The organism is Clostridioides sp. ES-W-0016-02 (assembly GCF_020641035.1).
Lineage (GTDB): Bacteria > Bacillota > Clostridia > Peptostreptococcales > Peptostreptococcaceae > Clostridioides.
This window is the reverse complement of record NZ_CP061361.1, coordinates 386207-406048: the sequence shown is the minus strand read 5'-3', so window position 1 is coordinate 406048 and position 19842 is coordinate 386207. Positions and strand designations below refer to the sequence as shown.

Sequence of the window (19842 nt, the reverse complement as noted above, 5' to 3'; positions counted from 1 at the left end):
TCTTATATTTATATTTCAAAAAACTTACTAAATGTTTTATATATACTATAATGGTCTTCAACATTACCTAATTCCCTTATAGAATGCATTGCTAAAATTGGACTTCCTACATCCACAGATGGTATATCTACATGAGTAGAGGATATTGGACCTATAGTACTTCCACCCCTCTCATCTGACCTATTTACAAATTCTTGATACTCGACATTAGCTTCTTTACATATATTTTTGTAAACAGCTATAGAATATCCATCACTTGTATATGCTTGACTTGCATTTATCTTTATAACAGGCCCTTTTCCCATAACTGGTTTATTGGTTGGGTCATGTTTTTCTGGAGTATTTGGATGAATAGCATGAGCTAAATCTGATGATATCATGAAAGACGAATAAATAGCCTCAAAAAATCCTTCTCTATCTTTCCCTATTGATAAACATATTCTCTCCAATATATTTAATAGCATATTTGAATCTGCACCTTGTTTAGTAGAACTTCCAACTTCTTCATTGTCAAATACAGCCATTACATTTACACCACTTTGTCCTTTAGCATCAACTAAAGCATTTAAACTAGCATGTACCATTGCAAGATTATCTTGTCTTCCAATAGATATAAATTCCTCATTAGCCCCTATTAAACTTCCTTTTTCAAATTCATATAAGAACAAATCAAAGTCTATTATATCTTCCACTTTTACATTTAAATTAGATGATATTTGTTTTAAAAGAAAGTTATCTTTTTCTAATGTATCGTTTAATAATCCAACTAGAGGTAACATATCTTTTTGCTTATTATATGAATGACCATCATTTATGCTTCTATTCAAATGTATAGCTAGATTTGGTATTATACAAATTGGTTTTTTAAAGTCGATAAGTTTTTCCTTTGGCTTAAGTACACTATCTCCTTTTAAGACTACTCTTCCAGCTATACCAAGTGGTCTATCTAACCATGTACTTAATATTGCTCCTCCATAACATTCTGTATTCAGCTTCAAATAAGCTTTCTCAGCTTCTATTTCTGCATTTGGCTTAATACTAAATGTAGGAGAATCTGAATGAGAACCTATTATTCTAAACCCACCTTCTTCTATATTATCTGAGTTAACTACAAAAGCTACTATAGCAGATAAATTTTTAGTCACGTAGTATTTTCCACCTACTCTTAGATTCCATTTTTTATTTAAAGCTAACTCTTCAAATCCATTTTTATCTAAAACTTCTTTAGCACTATCAACTGCGTGAAAAGATGATGGGCTATCGTATATGAAATCTATTAAATTTTTAGCAAAGCTTATACTATCCATTCCTAATTTTCCTCCATTATAAAATATCTAGTGTTGTATATTCTTTATTTATTTTTTTAATTCCTTGCTTATCAAAGGCTATAGTAACATCTGTTCCAGTTATAGACACGACTGTTCCAACCCCAAATTTAGGATGATGTACTTTAGAACCAAGCTTTATGTCTTCTGGATTAGTCTCTTTATTTGAATCTTTTATTGTAGCATTAACATTATCTGCAACTTTAGATTTACTTATAGTATTCATATACTTTTTAGTATATTTATCTAACATATTATAACTTGCTTTAGAATAACTTAATTCTTTTTTCATTTTGTACAATCTTTCTATACATTCTTCTGGTAACTCTTCCATAAATCTTGAAGCTATTGCAACATTTGTTTTACCATATAGCGTTCTTTTTTCAGTTAGTGACATGTATAACTCTTCTTTAGCTCTAGTTATACCAACATAACAAAGCCTTCTTTCTTCTTCTATTTGAGATTCACTCAGAGACTTTATAGCTCTTGATATAGGAAATAGTCCTTCTTCCATCCCTGTTAAAAATACAACTGGAAACTCCAATCCTTTAGATGTATGAATTGTCATAAGAGAAACTCTATCATTGTCCTCTTCATCATTAGATTCGGATGTAAGTGCTATACTAGTTAAAAATGTCTCTAAATCTTTATTTTCATAAGTGTCATCACTACTACTTTCAAACTCTAGTGCTATAGATATAAATTCTCTTAAATTATCAATTCTATCTTGAGCTTCTTCACCTTTACCAGTTAAATCTTTTTCATTTTTATTTTTTATATCCACAAGTTCATCCATATATCCTGTAGTATCTAAAACTTTTTCTATTAACTTACTAACAGGATAGACTTCTTTTATAGTTCTAAGTGTACCTATAATATCAACAAATCCACTTATACTTGCTCTAGCTTTTGTAGATATATCAGAGTTTGTTTCTATATCAATTAAAACTGAATATATACTCTCTTGTTTCAGATTGGCTCTATCCTCAATTTTTTCTATAGTTCTAAGCCCTATACCTCTTCTAGGAACGTTTATAATTCTTTTTATAGATATGTCATCCTGTGGATTTTGAATAACTCTTAAATACGCTACTAAGTCCTTTATTTCTTTTCTCTCATAAAACTTTGTACCACCATATATATTATATGGTATTTGACTTCTGTTTAAAGCGTCTTCTACAGGTCTTGCTTGTGCATTTGCTCTATAAAGTACTGCAAAATCTTTGTATGGTCTATTCTCTTTTCTAGCTATTTGTGCAATTGAGTCAGCTATAAAATCAGCTTCTTCTATTTCACTACCAGTTAGTTGTATCTTTATAAGTTCTCCTTCTTTCTTTTCACTCCAAAGTTTCTTTCTTTTTCTTTCTATGTTATTTGATATAACTTTGTTAGCTGCATCTAATATTACTTGTGTTGATCTATAATTTTGTTCTAGTTTCACAACATGTACATTATCATAATCTTTCTCAAATTCAAGTATATTTCTTATATCTGCGCCTCTCCATCCATAAATACTTTGGTCATCATCTCCAACAACACAGATATTTTGATGTTCTCTAGCTAATAATTTTATTAGCTCATATTGAGCTTTACTCGTATCCTGATACTCATCTACCATTATGTATCTAAATCTACTTCTGTAATAAGCTAATACTTCATCATTAGCCTTAAAAAGTTCTACAGTTTTAAGTATTAAATCGTCAAAATCAAGTGCACTATTTCTCTTTAAACGGTCTTGATATAATGCATAAATATCTGCAATTTTAACCATTCTATTATCCGACATATTCATATCTTTAAACTGCTTTGGCGTATAAAGCTTATCTTTTGCTCCTGAAATAGCACTTATAACGGCCTTTGGTTCAAATACTTTATCACTTAAATTTAATTCTTTAAGGCAATCTTTGACTAAGGTTACTTGGTCTGCAGCATCATAAATTACAAAACTTCTATTGTAACCAATTTTATTTATATCTTTTCTAAGTATACGAACACAACAAGAATGGAATGTACTTATCCACATTTCCTTAGTTTCCGAACCTATATTTTGTTCGACTCTTTCTCTCATTTCATTTGCAGCTTTATTTGTAAATGTTATAGCTAATATACTAGGTGCTTGTACACCTTTATCTTCCATAAGGTATGCTATTCTTGTTGTTAGTACCTTAGTTTTACCTGAACCAGCACCAGCTAATATAAGTACTGGCCCCTCAGTTTTTTCTACTGCTTCTCTTTGAGCAGGATTTAATGTATCTAAATTCATATTTCTCCTCCTGTTAACAGCCATAAATATATTTTAATCTAAAATATGAATTACTTCAAATTATAATTATGTATTATATTAATAGATTATTGTCAAATTTTAACAATTAGATAACACTTACTTATAAAATTTATTTTTATATCTATAAAAAAATAACCTTATGATTTGGGGAATCATAAGGCACCTTTAAGGGGTCTAGGTTAAGGGTTATTATATATAAATCTATTTTTTTAAAATAGGTTTAGGGCTTAATTATTTATTTGTACTAAGTCTCTTTCTTTCCAGTACTTATACAAATCTTCTTCTTTCTTAAATAAAGGTAAATTCATATTTTTATGTACCTTTACTAACCATGGAGATTCTAATCCAGCTTGTATAATATTGTTCTCATTTACAAATACACTTTCTGCATTTCCTTCATCAATTAAAATTCCCTTATCCAGTACATATATATAATCGCATATTTCATACATTAAATTCATATCATGACTGGATATTACTATTTTTATATTATTTTTATCTAATCCCTTTATTATATCTACAATAGACCTAGTACTTACTGGGTCTAATCCAGCTGTAGGTTCATCAAGCAATATAATTTCATTTTCCATTGCTATAACTGATGCAATTGCTACTCTTTTTTTCTGACCATAACTTAAGAAGTGTACTGGCCTATCTATAAAATCTATTCCATTAACAGCTATCAAAGCTTTGTTTATTCTCTCTTTAATAATTTTTTCATCCATCCCAATGTTTCTCATCGCAAATGCTATATCATCATATACTTTTGAGTAAAATATTTGTTTTTCTGGGTCTTGAAAAACAATCCCTACATTCTTTCTAAGATTATACAAACTCTTCTTATCATACTTTAACTTTTCTTCTTTGAAAAGTATTTCTCCAGATGTAGGCTTTAATATTCCCATTAAATTCATAAATAAAGTTGACTTTCCTGAACCATTTGAGCCTATTATACCTATAACATTTCCCTTTGAGAAATCCATATTAATGTTCAATAATGCACTAGCATTTTTTTCATATTGATATGTTAAATTATTTATTTTAAACATCATTATCCCCTACTATGTGAAATTTACCATCATACAATTTTATGTCTAATGATATACACATATCATCATACCTTGTCATAAGCCTTTTGTACAGCATACTTCCAAGAATCCCTAAAGATTTATATGAAGTTTTTAAATTTATGTACCCAAATCTTAGTTCTTGTGATTTATATATCTCTGAAAATTCTTCTAAAAATATAAATATAAATCTATATATTAACATTGATAATTCAACAAAGGTGTCTGGTAAATGCAATTTTTTGAAGAAAAATATTAACTGATTAAAAGGTGTTGTAAGTATACAAAAATACACACAAGTTAAACAAGACATAGCTCTAAATAACACATGAATAGACATGTCAATAGATGCCTTTGATATTCCTATATAAAAACTAAAAAATTGAAAACTATATAGTAAATCTACTTTATTAAAAGATATATTTACAAGAGTTATACCTATACTAAGAAATAAAAAATACATTGGTATTTGAAGTAATTTCAAATAATTTTTTAAATCTATCCCTGCTACACAAACAACTAAAATACTCATTAAAATCATAATTCCACTTAAGATAAATACATTTTTTATTACCATAGAAGCAATTAGAAAAATTGCTCCTATGGCTACTTTTTTATTTGGATTTACTTTACTCAATCTATTTGTATATGCATATTTATCAATTATAAGCATAATTAACTTCTCTTTCCTTTTTGAATACCTAATATGTATCCTATTACACCTGCACCTAAAGCTGCTTGTGCAGAGAATAATAAACTCTCTATTTCTCCACTTGGTGGCTCATATGGGCTACTAAACCAAGGCTCATAATTTGGATTTATCTTAGTAATTTCACTTTCAGCTTGACCATCTGCTCCTCCATATTCAGCACCTGAATTTACAAGTAATGGGAATATAATAAGAGCTACTACTAATAAAAGTAATAATATGTTAGTTTTTGTTTTTGTTTTAGCACTCATTAGCTTTAACTCCTTTATCATTATTTTCTAGTATGCTTTTTTCTCCATTTTCTGTAATTAAATTATATACAATTACAGTAAGGATACCTTCTGCTATTGCTATTGGTATTTGAGTCATAAAGAAAATTCCTAAGAATTTAATTGCTGAAGCCATCACTCCACCAGATGGGTCTGGAAAAGCCAGTGCTAATTGTATTGAAGTTATTGTATATGTGGCTAAGTCTCCTATTGCTGCTGCAAGAAATACTGGTATAGCATTATTTCCATCCTTTTTCTTTAATGCTTTAAATATTAAAAATGATATAATTGGCCCTATTATAGCCATTGAAAAAGCATTAGCTCCTAAAGTAGTTATTCCACCATGTGCTAGTAATAATGCTTGGAATATTAAAACTATAGTTCCAAGAACAAACATTACACTTGGTCCAAACATTATTGCTCCAAGACCTACTCCAGTAGGATGTGAACAACTTCCTGTTACTGAAGGTATTTTTAATGCTGATAATACAAAGACAAATGCTCCACATAGAGCTAATAAAACTTTCTTCTTAGGGTCTTGCTTTACTATTTTACCTATTGATTTTAATCCCACTAAGAAAAATGGTATAAATATAACTCCCCATGCTATAGACCATTTTACTGGTAAGTAACCTTCCATTATATGCATTGCATTTGATGTAACTGGAGTTAAAATTATTAACATAAGTGCAGCTATAACCCCTAATTTGATATTTTGTTTCATTTGAGTATCCCCTCTCTCCCTTTCTAATAATTAAAATATGAATAATACATGTATCCTTCATTATAGCAAAATAAAAAAGCCTAACTCGATGGCTAGGCTTCTAATTTTCGACAATCTAAATACAAACACATAAAATAAACATATCTGTATAATTATTATAAGAAACTTTCTCCATCCCCGAAGAAATCACTTTAATATTTTAGGCAGGTCTCCTGACTTAGCTTCATCCTACTCCTCTTCCTTCCCATGAAATATAAAAACATATTATCATAGTGGCTAACAAAAGTTTCGTCTGCATCACAGTAGCGGGGGCTGTAAAGGAATTTAACCTTCTTCCCTATTAATCTTGCTTAAAGAACCTATAATATTATATATTTAATTTTTAATATTACTTTATTTTTAATTCATTTTCTATATAAATCATTGTATACCTTTTCTGTGAAAATTTCTACATTTTTTACAAATTTTATTCATTTTTATATTTTTATGTATATAAATTCTTTTTTATAAATCTATTAATTCCTAATTATTTTCTTTAAATACATTGAAACTACATCAGAAAATCTAGTTATATCTCTTGAATATATAAAATCATTTCCATAGATTAATCTTTCAGCTTCAAGTTCTGATTCTTTGCCTGTAAATACTCCTAATACTAATATATTTTGTTTCCTAGCTTTTCTTACTTCATTAGCTGTATCTCTTAAACCAACAACACCTCTATAAGCTTTTTCACCTCTTAAAGTTCTCTCACTGTTTTTTCCTATCTTTACATCATTTGGTCTTCCATCACTAAGGACTATCAAAATTTTATTTTCTTCATCTCTATTTATCAAACCACTACATATAGATTTTATAGCTAAACCATCTCTATTGTTACCAGCGCAGAAGTATTCAAAGATGTTTTCACTATTTTTAATACTGTCATCATAATCCTTAAATCTTTTTAATATCGTATAATCTAAGAAACTAGAAAAACCCATAACTCTATTTGGTATTCCAACTTCCGTCAAAGCATTTGCAATTATGTAAGCTTGAATTGCTACATTTCCTTGGTTTCTACTTTGAGAACCACTTGCATCCAACAATATATCAATAACATATTTTCCTTTTTCATTTTCTATATCTTTATAAAATATTTTATTATTATTACTCCTTCCAACTCTCCAGGCTCTATTTGCTAATATAGTACCACAATCAGAATATACTCTATTTTTAGCATTTTCTTCTACTAAAATCCTAGAAAGGCTTTCTTTTAATCGCTTTATTTGTTGTCTATACATCCTAGCATGTTCTCTAAATTTGCCTAAATTATTTTCTTTTTGTCTTGTCACATATTTTAGCTGAAAAACATTATTACATTCACTTCTAAGAACACCATCTGTGAAGTGAATTCTACATCCTTCATGTACGTTTCTACAATTTTGTGTTTCAAGCTTTTTAATTTCACCCTTACTTAAATAAGTTTTCCCATAGTAATGTTCTATTTTAGTGTATATTTTATTTACAGTCTCTTCATCAACATATATAACTCTATCTGCTGAATTGTTAGCTTGAGAATTGTCAAAGTCTCCTACTCCCTCTATAAGCATTGATGAGGAGATTGAATCTATATCACTTTCAACGATATTTTCATCTTCATCGCTATATAGTTCTTCATACATAAAATCAGCAAACGTATCAAAGTTTACTTCAACATTTTTTACATTGTTTTCATCATATGTAGAATTATTTTCTTCACTATTCAATATATATTCAAAATAAGTTAAATATATAACATCTAATACCTTTAAAATCTCCATAATATCCTGATTTGTATCTATAAGCCTTATATCATTTACTATTCTTTTAGTTATACTATCTAATGCTGGATGTTTATCCATGCTATAAAGTACAAATGCATATTTAATCTTGTCCATCATATTGTTATTGTATATCTTGGTAAAACGTGAAACAATATCTTTATATGCTCTTTTTCTAATATCTTCTATTCCAGGTCTATCTTTAATAGCTTTTTCTTCAACAATTGTATTTAGTATAACTTGAATTAGACCTAATATAACATCCTTATCATATCCTTTTCGTATTCTATTTGTGAGGTATTTTTTAACTATATCCCAGTCTACATATTTTCTTCTAGCTCCTGCAATTATTGCAAAGTATAGACCTATTTCCTTTGAAGAATAATCTTTTTCTGATATATCTATACTTTCGTTATAATCACCAGCTATTGTCCAAGATAAGTTATTTGCTCTATTTTCAAATTCATAATCATCATATATCCATTTCATAATCTCACCTATATTAAATATGACTTATTGGAAATATATCTGCACTCTCCCATTTATTAGGTATTCTTGTTTTAATTACATCTCCAACCATTTCTTTTTCATATATATCAAAAGTCTTTCCTGTAAGCCCCATATTAATTGCAAGAGTTGGCTTTAATCCTCTTCTTATAGTTTTAAGAGATGCCATAAGACCTCTTAAATCAATAGCTTTACTAGATATTTCACCATTTTGAGATTTTAATTGTAAATCTAAAAATATCCCTGCAAATTGTGCTAATTTTTCTTCATCAGCATCTGAAAATTCATTTTTCAAAATCATCATTAACTTCTCCTCTTCTACAGGAGGAATATCTATTACCATAAACCTAGAAACTAGAGCTTCATTAAGTTCCTTTGTTCCCGCATACTCATAATTCATAGTTCCAATAAATCTTGTTGCTGGGTGCAGATTAACTCTCTCATAACCTGGTACATCAATCACTCGACGATAATCTAAGGCTGAATGAACTACAACTATGGCATCATTTTTTGCCATATTAATTTCATCAAATATTCCAAATCCTCCATTAACAGCACACTCATAAACTGAACCCCTTCTAAGTTTAACTTCATTATCTATAAATGTATCTGTACCTATAAGTGTTGAACTATCTGTATTTATATGAAACGAGGTATTCCATTGGGGTCTATTAAATATCTCGCCTAAATTATCAGCAAGTAAATTTTTCCCTGTTGCCTTTGGCCCTGACAATAAAATATTTTCTTCTTCTAAAATAGCTGTTATACACATAGATAATATCTCTTTACCATAAAAATAAGTTTTAGATTTTGTTACTCTGTATTCTAAATCTTTTTCTAAGCTATAATAATTTCTGAAATACAATACATCTTCAATAAGTTTCTCATCTACCCCTTGTATCCTTAAGTTATCTATTATATCCATATCCTTACCCCTTTTATATAAAATAGTATTTGTTTTATTTCTTAACACCATTTTAGCACAAAAGGATATAGCCTAAAATTAATTTTATAAATTAATAACAGCCCTTTCTGTATTCTACAAAAAGGGCTGTCCATATATATTTTTATAATCTTATTCTATTGTGTTTTTTATGTATATGTGACTTAATAGCAAAACCAACAATAATTATAGATATTGGTATAATTAGAACCATAAATTTATAATCATTATAATGTGACATTATTTTTACCCAACTCTCTGAAAAAATATACCCAATACTAATTAACGAAGTATTCCATATGGTGATACCCACAATAGAGGATACAATAAAAGTTATAATATTCTGACCTGCAATACCTGCTATAAAAGATATGTATGTTCTACATAGAGGAATTAATCTACATACACAAACAGAAATAGAAGAGTATTTGTTAAAATAATCTTGTGATGTAAAAATTCCCTTTTTTGCCTTTGGACATATCTCTACTATCTTATTTATGATAGATTTTCCTCCCCAATTACCTATTGTATAACAAAATATCGAACCAAGTATCCCTGCAACTATACTTAAAATTAAAATAGTTAGAAAACCAAAATGATTTCTTGCTGCAATAGCACCACAAAGTGGCAAAACTACTTCACTAGGTAATGGAAAACAAGCATACTCAATCATAATTAATACAAATACAGATATTAATCCATATTGTAAAATAAAACTATTGATTACAGACACCCACTTATCTATCTCCTTTCTTATTTAAAAGTACATACCTATAAAACCTCACATCCTACATTATAAGAATTAATTTATAAAAAACTCTTTAAAATATTATATGTGTTTATATAAAGCATTTATAACAGACTTATGTTTTTTTAATAAGAAATTTGAAAATAAGAAACTTTACAACAAAAAATAAAAAAATTACGTGGCTACGTCCTACTCTCCCAGGCAGTTTCCCACCAAGTACCATCAGCGCTAGAGAGCTTAACTTCTGTGTTCGGAATGGGAACAGGTGTATCCTCTCTGCTATTGTAACCACATAATCTTTATGCTTAATATTACTATTAAGTTTTTGAAACTAGTAAAACTAGATTCTTTAGAGTTAGCACTCTAAAAACTACATATATATTTTAATTAATGAACATCAAATAAATATTGGTCAAGTCCTCGACCTATTAGTATCGATAAGCTAAATACATTGCTGCACTTACACCTTCGACCTATCAACCAGATAGTCTTTCTGGGGTCTTACCCTTGCGGTGGGAAATCTTATCTTGAAGTTGGCTTCGCGCTTAGATGCTTTCAGCGCTTATCCATTCCGTACATAGCTACCCAGCCATGCCCTTGGCAGAACAACTGGTACACCAGAGGTACGTCCATCCCGGTCCTCTCGTACTAAGGACAGGTCTCCTCAAATTTCCTACGCCTGCGACGGATAGGGACCGAACTGTCTCACGACGTTCTGAACCCAGCTCGCGTACCACTTTAATGGGCGAACAGCCCAACCCTTGGGACCTACTACAGCCCCAGGATGTGATGAGCCGACATCGAGGTGCCAAACCTCCCCGTCGATGTGGACTCTTGGGGGAGATAAGCCTGTTATCCCCAGGGTAGCTTTTATCCGTTGAGCGATGGCCCTTCCACGCAGAACCACCGGATCACTAAGTCCGATTTTCATCCTTGCTCGACCTGTATGTCTTGCAATCAAGCTCTCTTTTGCCTTTACACTCTACGTACGATTTCCGACCGTACTGAGAGAACCTTTGAGCGCCTCCGTTACCTTTTGGGAGGCGACCGCCCCAGTCAAACTGCCCACCTGACAGTGTCCCAAGACCAGATTCATGGCCTATGGTTAGAGTCCCAGTACTACAAGGGTGGTATCCCAAGGATGGCTCCGCCAAAACTGGCGTCCTGGTTTCAAAGCCTCCCACCTATCCTGTACATGTAGTACCAAGACCCAATGTCAAGCTACAGTAAAGCTCCATGGGGTCTTTCCGTCCTGTCGCAGGTATCCGGCATCTTCACCGGAATTACAATTTCACCGAGTCTGTTGTTGAGACAGTGCCCAAATCGTTACGCCTTTCGTGCGGGTCGGAACTTACCCGACAAGGAATTTCGCTACCTTAGGACCGTTATAGTTACGGCCGCCGTTTACTGGGGCTTAAGTTCACTGCTTCGATTACTCTAACAGATCCCCTTAACCTTCCAGCACCGGGCAGGCGTCAGCTCCTATACATCGTCTTGCGACTTAGCAGAAACCTATGTTTTTGGTAAACAGTCGCTTGGGCCTATTCTCTGCGGCCACCGTATGGTGGCACCCCTTATCCCTAAGTTACGGGGTCATTTTGCCGAGTTCCTTAACAACAGTTCTCTCGCGGGCCTTAGGATACTCTCCTCACCCACCTGTGTCGGTTTGCGGTACGGGTACCTTTAACCTCGATAGAGACTTTTCTTGACAGTGTGAAATCAGCTACTTCGCTACTAAATTTCGCTCCCCATCACATCCCAGCATTATCAAAGCGGATTTACCTACTCTGACTGCCTCAATGCTTGGGCACACATAACCAACAGTGTGCTTAGCTTATCCTACTGTGTCATCCCATCTCTCAAACGGTTATCGGTAGTACAGGAATATCAACCTGTTGTCCATCACCTACGCCTTTCGGCCTCAGCTTAGGTCCCGACTAACCCAGGGCGGACGAACCTTCCCCTGGAAACCTTGGGTTTACGGCCTGTGGGATTCTCACCCACATCTCGCTACTCATGCCAACATTCTCACTCCCATACTGTCCACATGTCCTTACGGTCATGCTTCAACCCGTATGGGAAGCTCCCCTACCCATCATTACTGATGCCGTAGCTTCGGTAGTAAGTTTTAGCCCCGGAAATCTTCGGCGCAGGATCACTCGACCAGTGAGCTATTACGCACTCTTTGAATGAGTGGCTGCTTCTAAGCCAACATCCTGGTTGTCTGTGCAATCCCACATCCTTTACCACTTAACTTACATTTAGGGACCTTAGCTGACGATCTGGGCTGTTGCCCTTTCGACTATGAATCTTATCACCCACAGTCTGACTCCCAAGTATAAGATGACGGCATTCGGAGTTTGATAGTCTTCGGTAGGTGCAATACCCCCTAGGACATTCAGTGCTCTACCTCCGTATCTCTCACCTTGAGGCTAGCCCTAAAGCTATTTCGGGGAGAACCAGCTATCTCCGGGCTCGATTGGAATTTCACCGCTACCCACAAGTCATCCCCGAGCTTTTCAACGCTCGTGGGTTCGGACCTCCACGAAATTTTACTTTCGCTTCATCCTGCTCATGGGTAGGTCGCCCGGTTTCGGGTCTACGTCAAGTAACTGAACGCTCAGTTAAAACTCGCTTTCGCTACGGCTCCACACCTTAAGTGCTTAACCTTGCTACTTAACGTAACTCGTTGGCCCGTTCTACAAAAAGTACGCGGTCACACAAGAAATGTGCTTCCACAGCTTGTAAGTGCAGGGTTTCAGGTTCTATTTCACTCCCCTCCCGGGGTTCTTTTCACCTTTCCCTCACGGTACTATACGCTATCGGTCACTAGGTAGTATTTAGCCTTGGAGGGTGGTCCCTCCTGCTTCCCACAGGGTTTCACGTGTCCCGTGGTACTCTGGATCATATCTGAAGTTTTCTCGTTTGACATACAGGACTATTACCTTCTGTGGTGGGTCTTTCCAAACCTCTTCAATTACGATACCTCTTCGTTTAAGATATGTCCGCAACCCCAATAAAGAAAACTTTATTGGTTTGGGCTATTCCGCGTTCGCTCGCCGCTACTTACGGAATCGAATTTCTTTCTCTTCCTTCAGGTACTTAGATGTTTCAGTTCCCTGAGTTCCCCTCATTAAGCTATGTATTCACTTAATGATACTTAGACATTACTCTAAGTGAGTTTCCTCATTCGGAAATCTTCGGATCAAAGTTTACGTGCAACTCCCCGAAGCTTATCGCAGCTTATCACGTCCTTCATCGGCTCCTAGTGCCAAGGCATCCGCCCTGCACCCTTAATAACTTGACCAGTTAAAAAGGTTTGATAGATTAGAAGCTATCAACTTCGATAATTTTTTAAAGTTATCAGCTTTATATATTACAAATTAGATGTCATATCACTAAATATATATGCAGTTTTCAAAGTGCTAACGCACAGCGCCAACAGATAAATCCTGTTGCTTAAAGTGCTAAGGCACGTCGCCAACGAATAAATTCCGTTGCTCAAAGTGCTAATTGAGTATTCGTAAAAACGAACCCTCAAAATTAAACAGTAGGCAATTCTCCTTAGAAAGGAGGTGATCCAGCCGCACCTTCCGATACGGCTACCTTGTTACGACTTCACCCCAGTTATTGATTCCACCTTCGACGACTTCTTCCAAAAGGTTAGATAATCGGCTTCGGGCGTCTCCAACTCCCGTGGTGTGACGGGCGGTGTGTACAAGACCCGGGAACGCATTCACCGCAGCATTCTGATCTGCGATTACTAGTAACTCCAGCTTCATGTAGGCGAGTTTCAGCCTACAATCCGAACTGAGAGTAGCTTTAAGGGATTAGCTCCACCTTACGGCTTGGCAACCCTCTGTACTACCCATTGTAGCACGTGTGTAGCCCTAAGCATAAGGGGCATGATGATTTGACGTCATCCCCACCTTCCTCCAGGTTATCCCTGGCAGTCTCTCTAGAGTGCCCAACTTAATGATGGCAACTAAAGACAAGGGTTGCGCTCGTTGCGGGACTTAACCCAACATCTCACGACACGAGCTGACGACAACCATGCACCACCTGTCACCAATGTCCCCGAAGGGAACTCTCCGATTAAGGAGATGTCATTGGGATGTCAAGCTTAGGTAAGGTTCTTCGCGTTGCTTCGAATTAAACCACATGCTCCGCTACTTGTGCGGGTCCCCGTCAATTCCTTTGAGTTTCACTCTTGCGAGCGTACTTCCCAGGCGGAGTACTTAATGCGTTAGCTGCGGCACCGAGGGGGGTAACCCCCGACACCTAGTACTCATCGTTTACAGCGTGGACTACCAGGGTATCTAATCCTGTTTGCTCCCCACGCTTTCGTGCCTCAGCGTCAGTTACAGTCCAGAGAGCCGCCTTCGCAACTGGTGTTCCTCCTAATATCTACGCATTTCACCGCTACACTAGGAATTCCACTCTCCTCTCCTGCACTCAAGTCTCCCAGTTTCAAGAGCTTACTACGGTTGAGCCGTAGCCTTTCACTCCTGACTTGAAAGACCGCCTACGCACCCTTTACGCCCAGTAAATCCGGATAACGCTAGCCCCCTACGTATTACCGCGGCTGCTGGCACGTAGTTAGCCGGGGCTTCCTCCTCAAGTACCGTCATTATCTTCCTTGAGGACAGAGTTTTACGACCCGAAGGCCTTCATCACTCACGCGGCGTTGCTGCATCAGGCTTTCGCCCATTGTGCAATATTCCCCACTGCTGCCTCCCGTAGGAGTTTGGACCGTGTCTCAGTTCCAATGTGGCCGATCACCCTCTCAGGTCGGCTACTGATCGTCGCCTTGGTAAGCCGCTACCTTACCAACTAGCTAATCAGACGCGGGTCCATCCTGTACTGGCTCACCTTTGATATTCAAGAGATGCCTCTCAAATATGTTATCCCGTATTAGCATACCTTTCGGTATGTTATCCGTGTGTACAGGGTAGGTTACCCACGCGTTACTCACCCGTCCGCCGCTCTTTACCGAAGTAAATCGCTCAACTTGCATGTGTTAGGCACGCCGCCAGCGTTCATCCTGAGCCAGGATCAAACTCTCAAATAAAAGTTTATCAGGCTCAGATACTATTGTTATCTAAATATCTGGCTTTATGGTTTGTTTCTTGTTTTTATAAATTAACCTACTGTTTAATTTTCAAAGTTCATTTTTCATGTTTGCCCTTTTCTTAAGGACAAGTAATACTATATCACCTTAAAAATAATTCGTCAACACTTTTTAAATTTTTTTTTAAGTTTTTTTAATTTCCATTGTCATATATTCCATCATAATGTAGTAATACCATAGTCTCAATCAATTTTAATATATTTATAATTTTTTATAAAAAATCACATTTGCTTATCTTAACTATTAATATTTTAAATATTTCTATATACAAATTCAACAGTTATAATAGAATTATCCCTATATAGATTGAAAAAATACAGTAGAAAATACAGACAATAAATAAGAATATAGAAATAAATGTAAATAAATATAATAATAAAAGAAGAAGTATTAATACAGTTAGAATAAACTTATCAATACTTCTTCTTTTATTATCTATCTTTTAATATTATAATCTATTCATTTTTAACTTACATATTATCTCATAGCTCTCATAGCATTTAGTACTGCAATAAGTGCTACCCCTACATCAGCAAATATAGCCTCCCACATAGTAGCTATTCCTCCAGCTCCTAATGCCATAACTATAACTTTTACACCTAGAGCAAATATTATATTTTGCCATACTATCTTATTAGTCTTATTTGCTATTTCAATGGCTTTAGATATTTTACTTGGTTCATCTGTCATAAGTACCACATCTGCTGCTTCAATAGCTGCATCTGAACCTAAACCTCCCATTGCTATACCAACATCTGCTCTGGCTAAAACTGGTGCATCATTTATTCCATCACCAACAAAAGCTATTTTTTCTTTTTCTGTTCTACCTTCATACAACTCTTCTAGTCTATCTACCTTTTCATTAGGAAGTAAATTAGAGTAAACTGTATCTAACTCCAACTCTTTAGCAATGTTTTTTGCTACTTTTTCATTATCTCCAGTTAACATTACAACTTTTTTTACTCCTATTGATTTTAAACTTCTTATGGCATTTTTACTATCTTCTTTTATCTCATCAGATATAACTATATAACCTCTATACATTTTATCAACAGCAATATACACTACTGTTCCTACTTCTTTAGCTGGTGAATAGAGTATATTTTCCTTTTTCATAAGTTTTTCATTACCTGCCAATATAAGTTGACCATTGTATTTTACTCTGATTCCATAGGCTGCTATTTCCTCATAACTATCTATTGTATTTAAATCAATTTTTTTACTATAGTAGCTTAATATAGACTTTGCTATTGGATGATTTGAATTTACTTCTGCAAGAGCTGCATATTGCAATAATTCTTCTTCTGATATTCCCACAGGATTTAACTTAGTTACATTAAACACACCTTTAGTAAGAGTTCCTGTTTTGTCAAACACTACTGTATCTACACTTCTTAAAGCCTCTAAGTAATTACTTCCCTTTATAAGTATTCCATTTTTAGATGCAAATCCAATCCCACTAAAGAAACTAAGTGGTATTGATAAAACTAATGCACAAGGACAAGAAACAACTAAGAATATCAACCCTCTGTATAGCCAATCACTAAATACTTCACCTGAAATAACAAGTGGTGGTACAAATGCTATCAATAAAGCAGCTATAACTACTACTGGAGTATAGTATCTTGAAAATTTAGATATAAAATTTTCTGTTTTTGATTTTTTAATGCTAGAATTTTCAACAAGGTCAAGTATTTTTGAAACTGTTGACTCTCCAAAGCTCTTTGTAACCTCAATAGTAAGTAAAGCATTCTTATTTATAACACCTGATAAAATTTCGTCTCCTTTTTCAACTTCCCTTAATACAGACTCACCTGTAAGTGCAGAAGTGTCTAACATAGATACTCCATCTACTACTACACCATCCAATGGCACTTTTTCACCAGGTTTTACTACTATTATATCACCTATATTTACTTCTTCTGGAGATACTACTTTCACTTCAGAGTTAACTTTTAGGTTTGCATAATCTGGTCTTATTTGCATAAGTGAAGTTATAGACTTTCTAGACTTTCCAACCGCAACACCTTGTAAATACTCTCCTACCTTATAGAAAAGCATAACTCCTACTGCTTCTGATAGTTCTCCTATTAATAATGCCCCTACTGTTGCTAGAGCCATTAAGAAGTTTTCATCAAATACTCTTCCTTTTGATATATTTCTTATTGCTCTTAAAAGTACATCTCCACCTACTATCACATAAGCAACTATAAATACTATATTGCTAAATTGACTTTCAAATCCTGTTGCTGTTTGATATATACCAAAAATATATACAAGAGCTCCTATTATAAGTGGAATTAATTCTTTTTTATTTGCATCGCTCACAGTTTCTGACTTTTCAACCGTTCTAGATTTTGTTTTGTCAGAAGACTCTACTTGTATATCAAGCCCTGGTTCTGTTGAGTCTATTATTTCTTTTATTTTATTTATAACAGCATCTTCTTCAAAAGTACTTATTATGTTTACTGTAAGTTTTTTATTTACAAAATTCAAATTAGAAGATTCAACCTCTTTTAGTTTAGAAACTTTGTTGTTAATCTCTTCTGCACAATGTGCACAATTTAACCCTCCTAATATAAGCTCCTTTTTAGCTGATGTTTTGTTGGCTATTGTATTGTCTTTAGAGCTTATTTGTATATTAAGTCCTGGTTCTGTTGAATCTATTATCTCTATTATCTTTTCTATAGTATTTTCTTCATCAAAACTATTTTCTATATTTACTGTAAGTTTTTTATTTATAAAATTTAGATTAGAAGACTTAACCTCTTGTAGCTTAGAAACTTTGTTGTTAATCTCTTCTGCACAATGCGCACAATTCAATCCTCCTAATACAAATTCCTTTTTAATTATATTATTTGCTTCCATATATATTCACTCCTCTCATTTATCATTTATAAGTCTCTCTAATATGATTTAATCCACAGTCAAATATTTGACTTATATGGCTATCATCTAATGAGTAATATACCGTCTTTCCTTCTCTTCTAAATTTTACTAACCTAGCCTGTTTTAATACTCTAAGTTGGTGAGATATTGCAGAGTGAGTCATATTTAATAAACTTGCTATATCACATACACACATTTCATTTGCAAATAATGCATATAATATCTTTACTCTAGTAGTATCTCCAAATACTTTAAATAATTCTGCTAAATCATATAACATTTCTTCATCTGGCATAGTTGACTTAGCTTCTGTTACTATTTCCTCATGTATTATATTACAACTACAATCATTTATCTCTTCTCTCATTATATAATCCTCCATTATTTTAATATATGAATAACTGTTCATATGTTCATTATATGCTATTATATCTAATTTCGCAACAATATTTTTTTATTTATTTAATAATAATTAGAATGCACATATTATGGAGTTTTTTAATATATATATTATTAGAATAAGTTTTTGTAAACTTTTTTATAGTTTTTCTAGGAGGTGCAAGTTTAATATGAGTAATAAGAAAAAAAAGAACTTAGATACTAGCTACATGCCTTACTTAGACCCTGCTAATTATGCAGATTATATTACTAATGAAGAAATTCCTCAAGATGAGTTGAGAAATGACCCACAAATCCCTAGTGGTTATACAAAAATACCTAATAATCAGAATATAAGTAACATTTATCCTAATAGCGTAAATAATTATCCTAAAAGTAGTAATTCTCCAAACAACTTGCCTAACACAAATAATACATCTGGAAATATGAACTACAACACATCTACTCCAAACAATATGCCTAACAACATGAACTATAATACATCTAATAATATGAACAATATGGGTGTACCCACTAATATGTCTGGTAACATGAATAACAATATGGGTATGCCTAACAACATGTCTGGTAACATGAATAATAATATGGGTATGCCTAACAGCATGTCTAGTAACATGAATAATAATATGGGTATGCCTAATAACATGTCTGGTAATATGAATAATAATATGGGTATGCCTAATAACATGTCTGGTAACATGAATAACAATATGGGTATGCCTAACAATATGTCTGGCAACATGAATAATATGGGGTATAATATGAATAACATGTCTGGCAACATGAATAATATGGGATATAATATGAATAACATGGGTATTCCTAACTTATCATGTAATCAAAATATGCCTCCTAATGTACTTATGATGATACCAGGTGTTATATGTCATAATACAATGAATGGTATGCCTGTAGTTATGCCTAGTAATATGCCTTCTAACATGTATCCGACTCCTTATGGTTCTAGTAATATGTCTATACAAGGCATGCCACAAACTAATATTGAGGAGTTTGATGAGGAAGAAATGTAAAATATTTTTATTTT

The 19842-nt window shown here is 33.6% G+C and carries 12 protein-coding genes, 3 rRNA genes and 1 riboswitch; of the genes, 1 reads left to right on the top strand and 14 read right to left on the bottom strand.

Going from position 1 to position 19842, the window contains the following annotated elements:
* Positions 1–8: 8 nt before the first annotated feature.
* The 14 genes from IC758_RS02250 to IC758_RS02185 all read right to left on the bottom strand — a co-directional run bounded on the left by IC758_RS02250 (position 9) and on the right by IC758_RS02185 (position 18765).
* Positions 9–1307, bottom strand: coding sequence for a M18 family aminopeptidase (locus IC758_RS02250; RefSeq protein WP_227825089.1), 1299 nt, complete (start codon positions 1305–1307; stop codon positions 9–11).
* 16 nt (positions 1308–1323) lie between these two features.
* Positions 1324–3588: a DUF3553 domain-containing protein gene (locus tag IC758_RS02245; RefSeq protein WP_227435521.1), complete on the bottom strand. Its 2265-nt coding sequence runs from the start codon at positions 3586–3588 to the stop codon at positions 1324–1326.
* A 248-nt stretch (positions 3589–3836) separates the two neighbouring features.
* Positions 3837–4658: an energy-coupling factor ABC transporter ATP-binding protein gene (locus IC758_RS02240; RefSeq protein ID WP_227435523.1), complete on the bottom strand. Its 822-nt coding sequence runs from the start codon at positions 4656–4658 to the stop codon at positions 3837–3839.
* Entirely contained in the window at positions 4651–5349 is a 699-nt protein-coding gene (cbiQ, locus tag IC758_RS02235) for a cobalt ECF transporter T component CbiQ (protein WP_227483398.1), read from the bottom strand. Before cbiQ ends, IC758_RS02240 begins: the two co-directional genes overlap by 8 nt.
* A gap of 2 nt (positions 5350–5351) precedes the next feature.
* On the bottom strand, positions 5352–5636 hold the full coding sequence (locus IC758_RS02230; RefSeq protein ID WP_227435527.1) for an energy-coupling factor ABC transporter substrate-binding protein: 285 nt from the start codon (positions 5634–5636) through the stop codon (positions 5352–5354).
* Positions 5626–6378, bottom strand: a complete 753-nt coding sequence (locus IC758_RS02225) for an energy-coupling factor ABC transporter permease (RefSeq protein ID WP_227435530.1) — start codon at positions 6376–6378, stop codon at positions 5626–5628. The genes IC758_RS02230 and IC758_RS02225 overlap by 11 nt, the downstream gene beginning before the upstream one ends.
* A 184-nt stretch (positions 6379–6562) precedes the next feature.
* Positions 6563–6756: riboswitch (cobalamin riboswitch) on the bottom strand.
* Positions 6757–6893: 137 nt separating this feature from the next.
* Positions 6894–8669, bottom strand: coding sequence for a nitric oxide reductase activation-like protein (locus IC758_RS02220; RefSeq protein WP_227435533.1), 1776 nt, complete (start codon positions 8667–8669; stop codon positions 6894–6896).
* A gap of 13 nt (positions 8670–8682) precedes the next feature.
* Positions 8683–9612: an AAA family ATPase gene (locus IC758_RS02215; RefSeq protein WP_227435535.1), complete on the bottom strand. Its 930-nt coding sequence runs from the start codon at positions 9610–9612 to the stop codon at positions 8683–8685.
* 142 nt (positions 9613–9754) lie between these two features.
* A complete protein-coding gene (locus tag IC758_RS02210) occupies positions 9755–10363 on the bottom strand; it encodes a DedA family protein (protein ID WP_227435537.1) in 609 nt (202 codons plus the stop codon).
* 191 nt (positions 10364–10554) lie between these two features.
* Positions 10555–10671, bottom strand: a 5S ribosomal RNA gene (rrf, locus tag IC758_RS02205).
* 115 nt (positions 10672–10786) lie between these two features.
* Positions 10787–13685: ribosomal RNA gene (locus IC758_RS02200) — 23S ribosomal RNA — on the bottom strand.
* 261 nt (positions 13686–13946) lie between these two features.
* Positions 13947–15449 (bottom strand): 16S ribosomal RNA (locus IC758_RS02195).
* The 16S, 23S and 5S rRNA genes sit together here, the layout of an rRNA operon.
* Before the next feature lie 537 nt (positions 15450–15986).
* Positions 15987–18377 (bottom strand): heavy metal translocating P-type ATPase, encoded by a 2391-nt coding sequence (locus IC758_RS02190; protein ID WP_227434730.1) that lies wholly within the window; start codon positions 18375–18377, stop codon positions 15987–15989.
* 22 nt (positions 18378–18399) lie between these two features.
* Positions 18400–18765 carry an ArsR/SmtB family transcription factor gene (locus tag IC758_RS02185; RefSeq protein ID WP_227434729.1) on the bottom strand — a complete coding sequence of 122 codons (366 nt, stop codon included), beginning with the start codon at positions 18763–18765 and terminating at the stop codon, positions 18400–18402.
* 202 nt (positions 18766–18967) lie between these two features.
* Here IC758_RS02185 and IC758_RS02180 point away from each other — a divergent pair, with 202 nt between their 5' ends.
* Positions 18968–19828 (top strand): hypothetical protein, encoded by an 861-nt coding sequence (locus IC758_RS02180; RefSeq protein ID WP_227434728.1) that lies wholly within the window; start codon positions 18968–18970, stop codon positions 19826–19828.
* Positions 19829–19842: the final 14 nt, after the last annotated feature.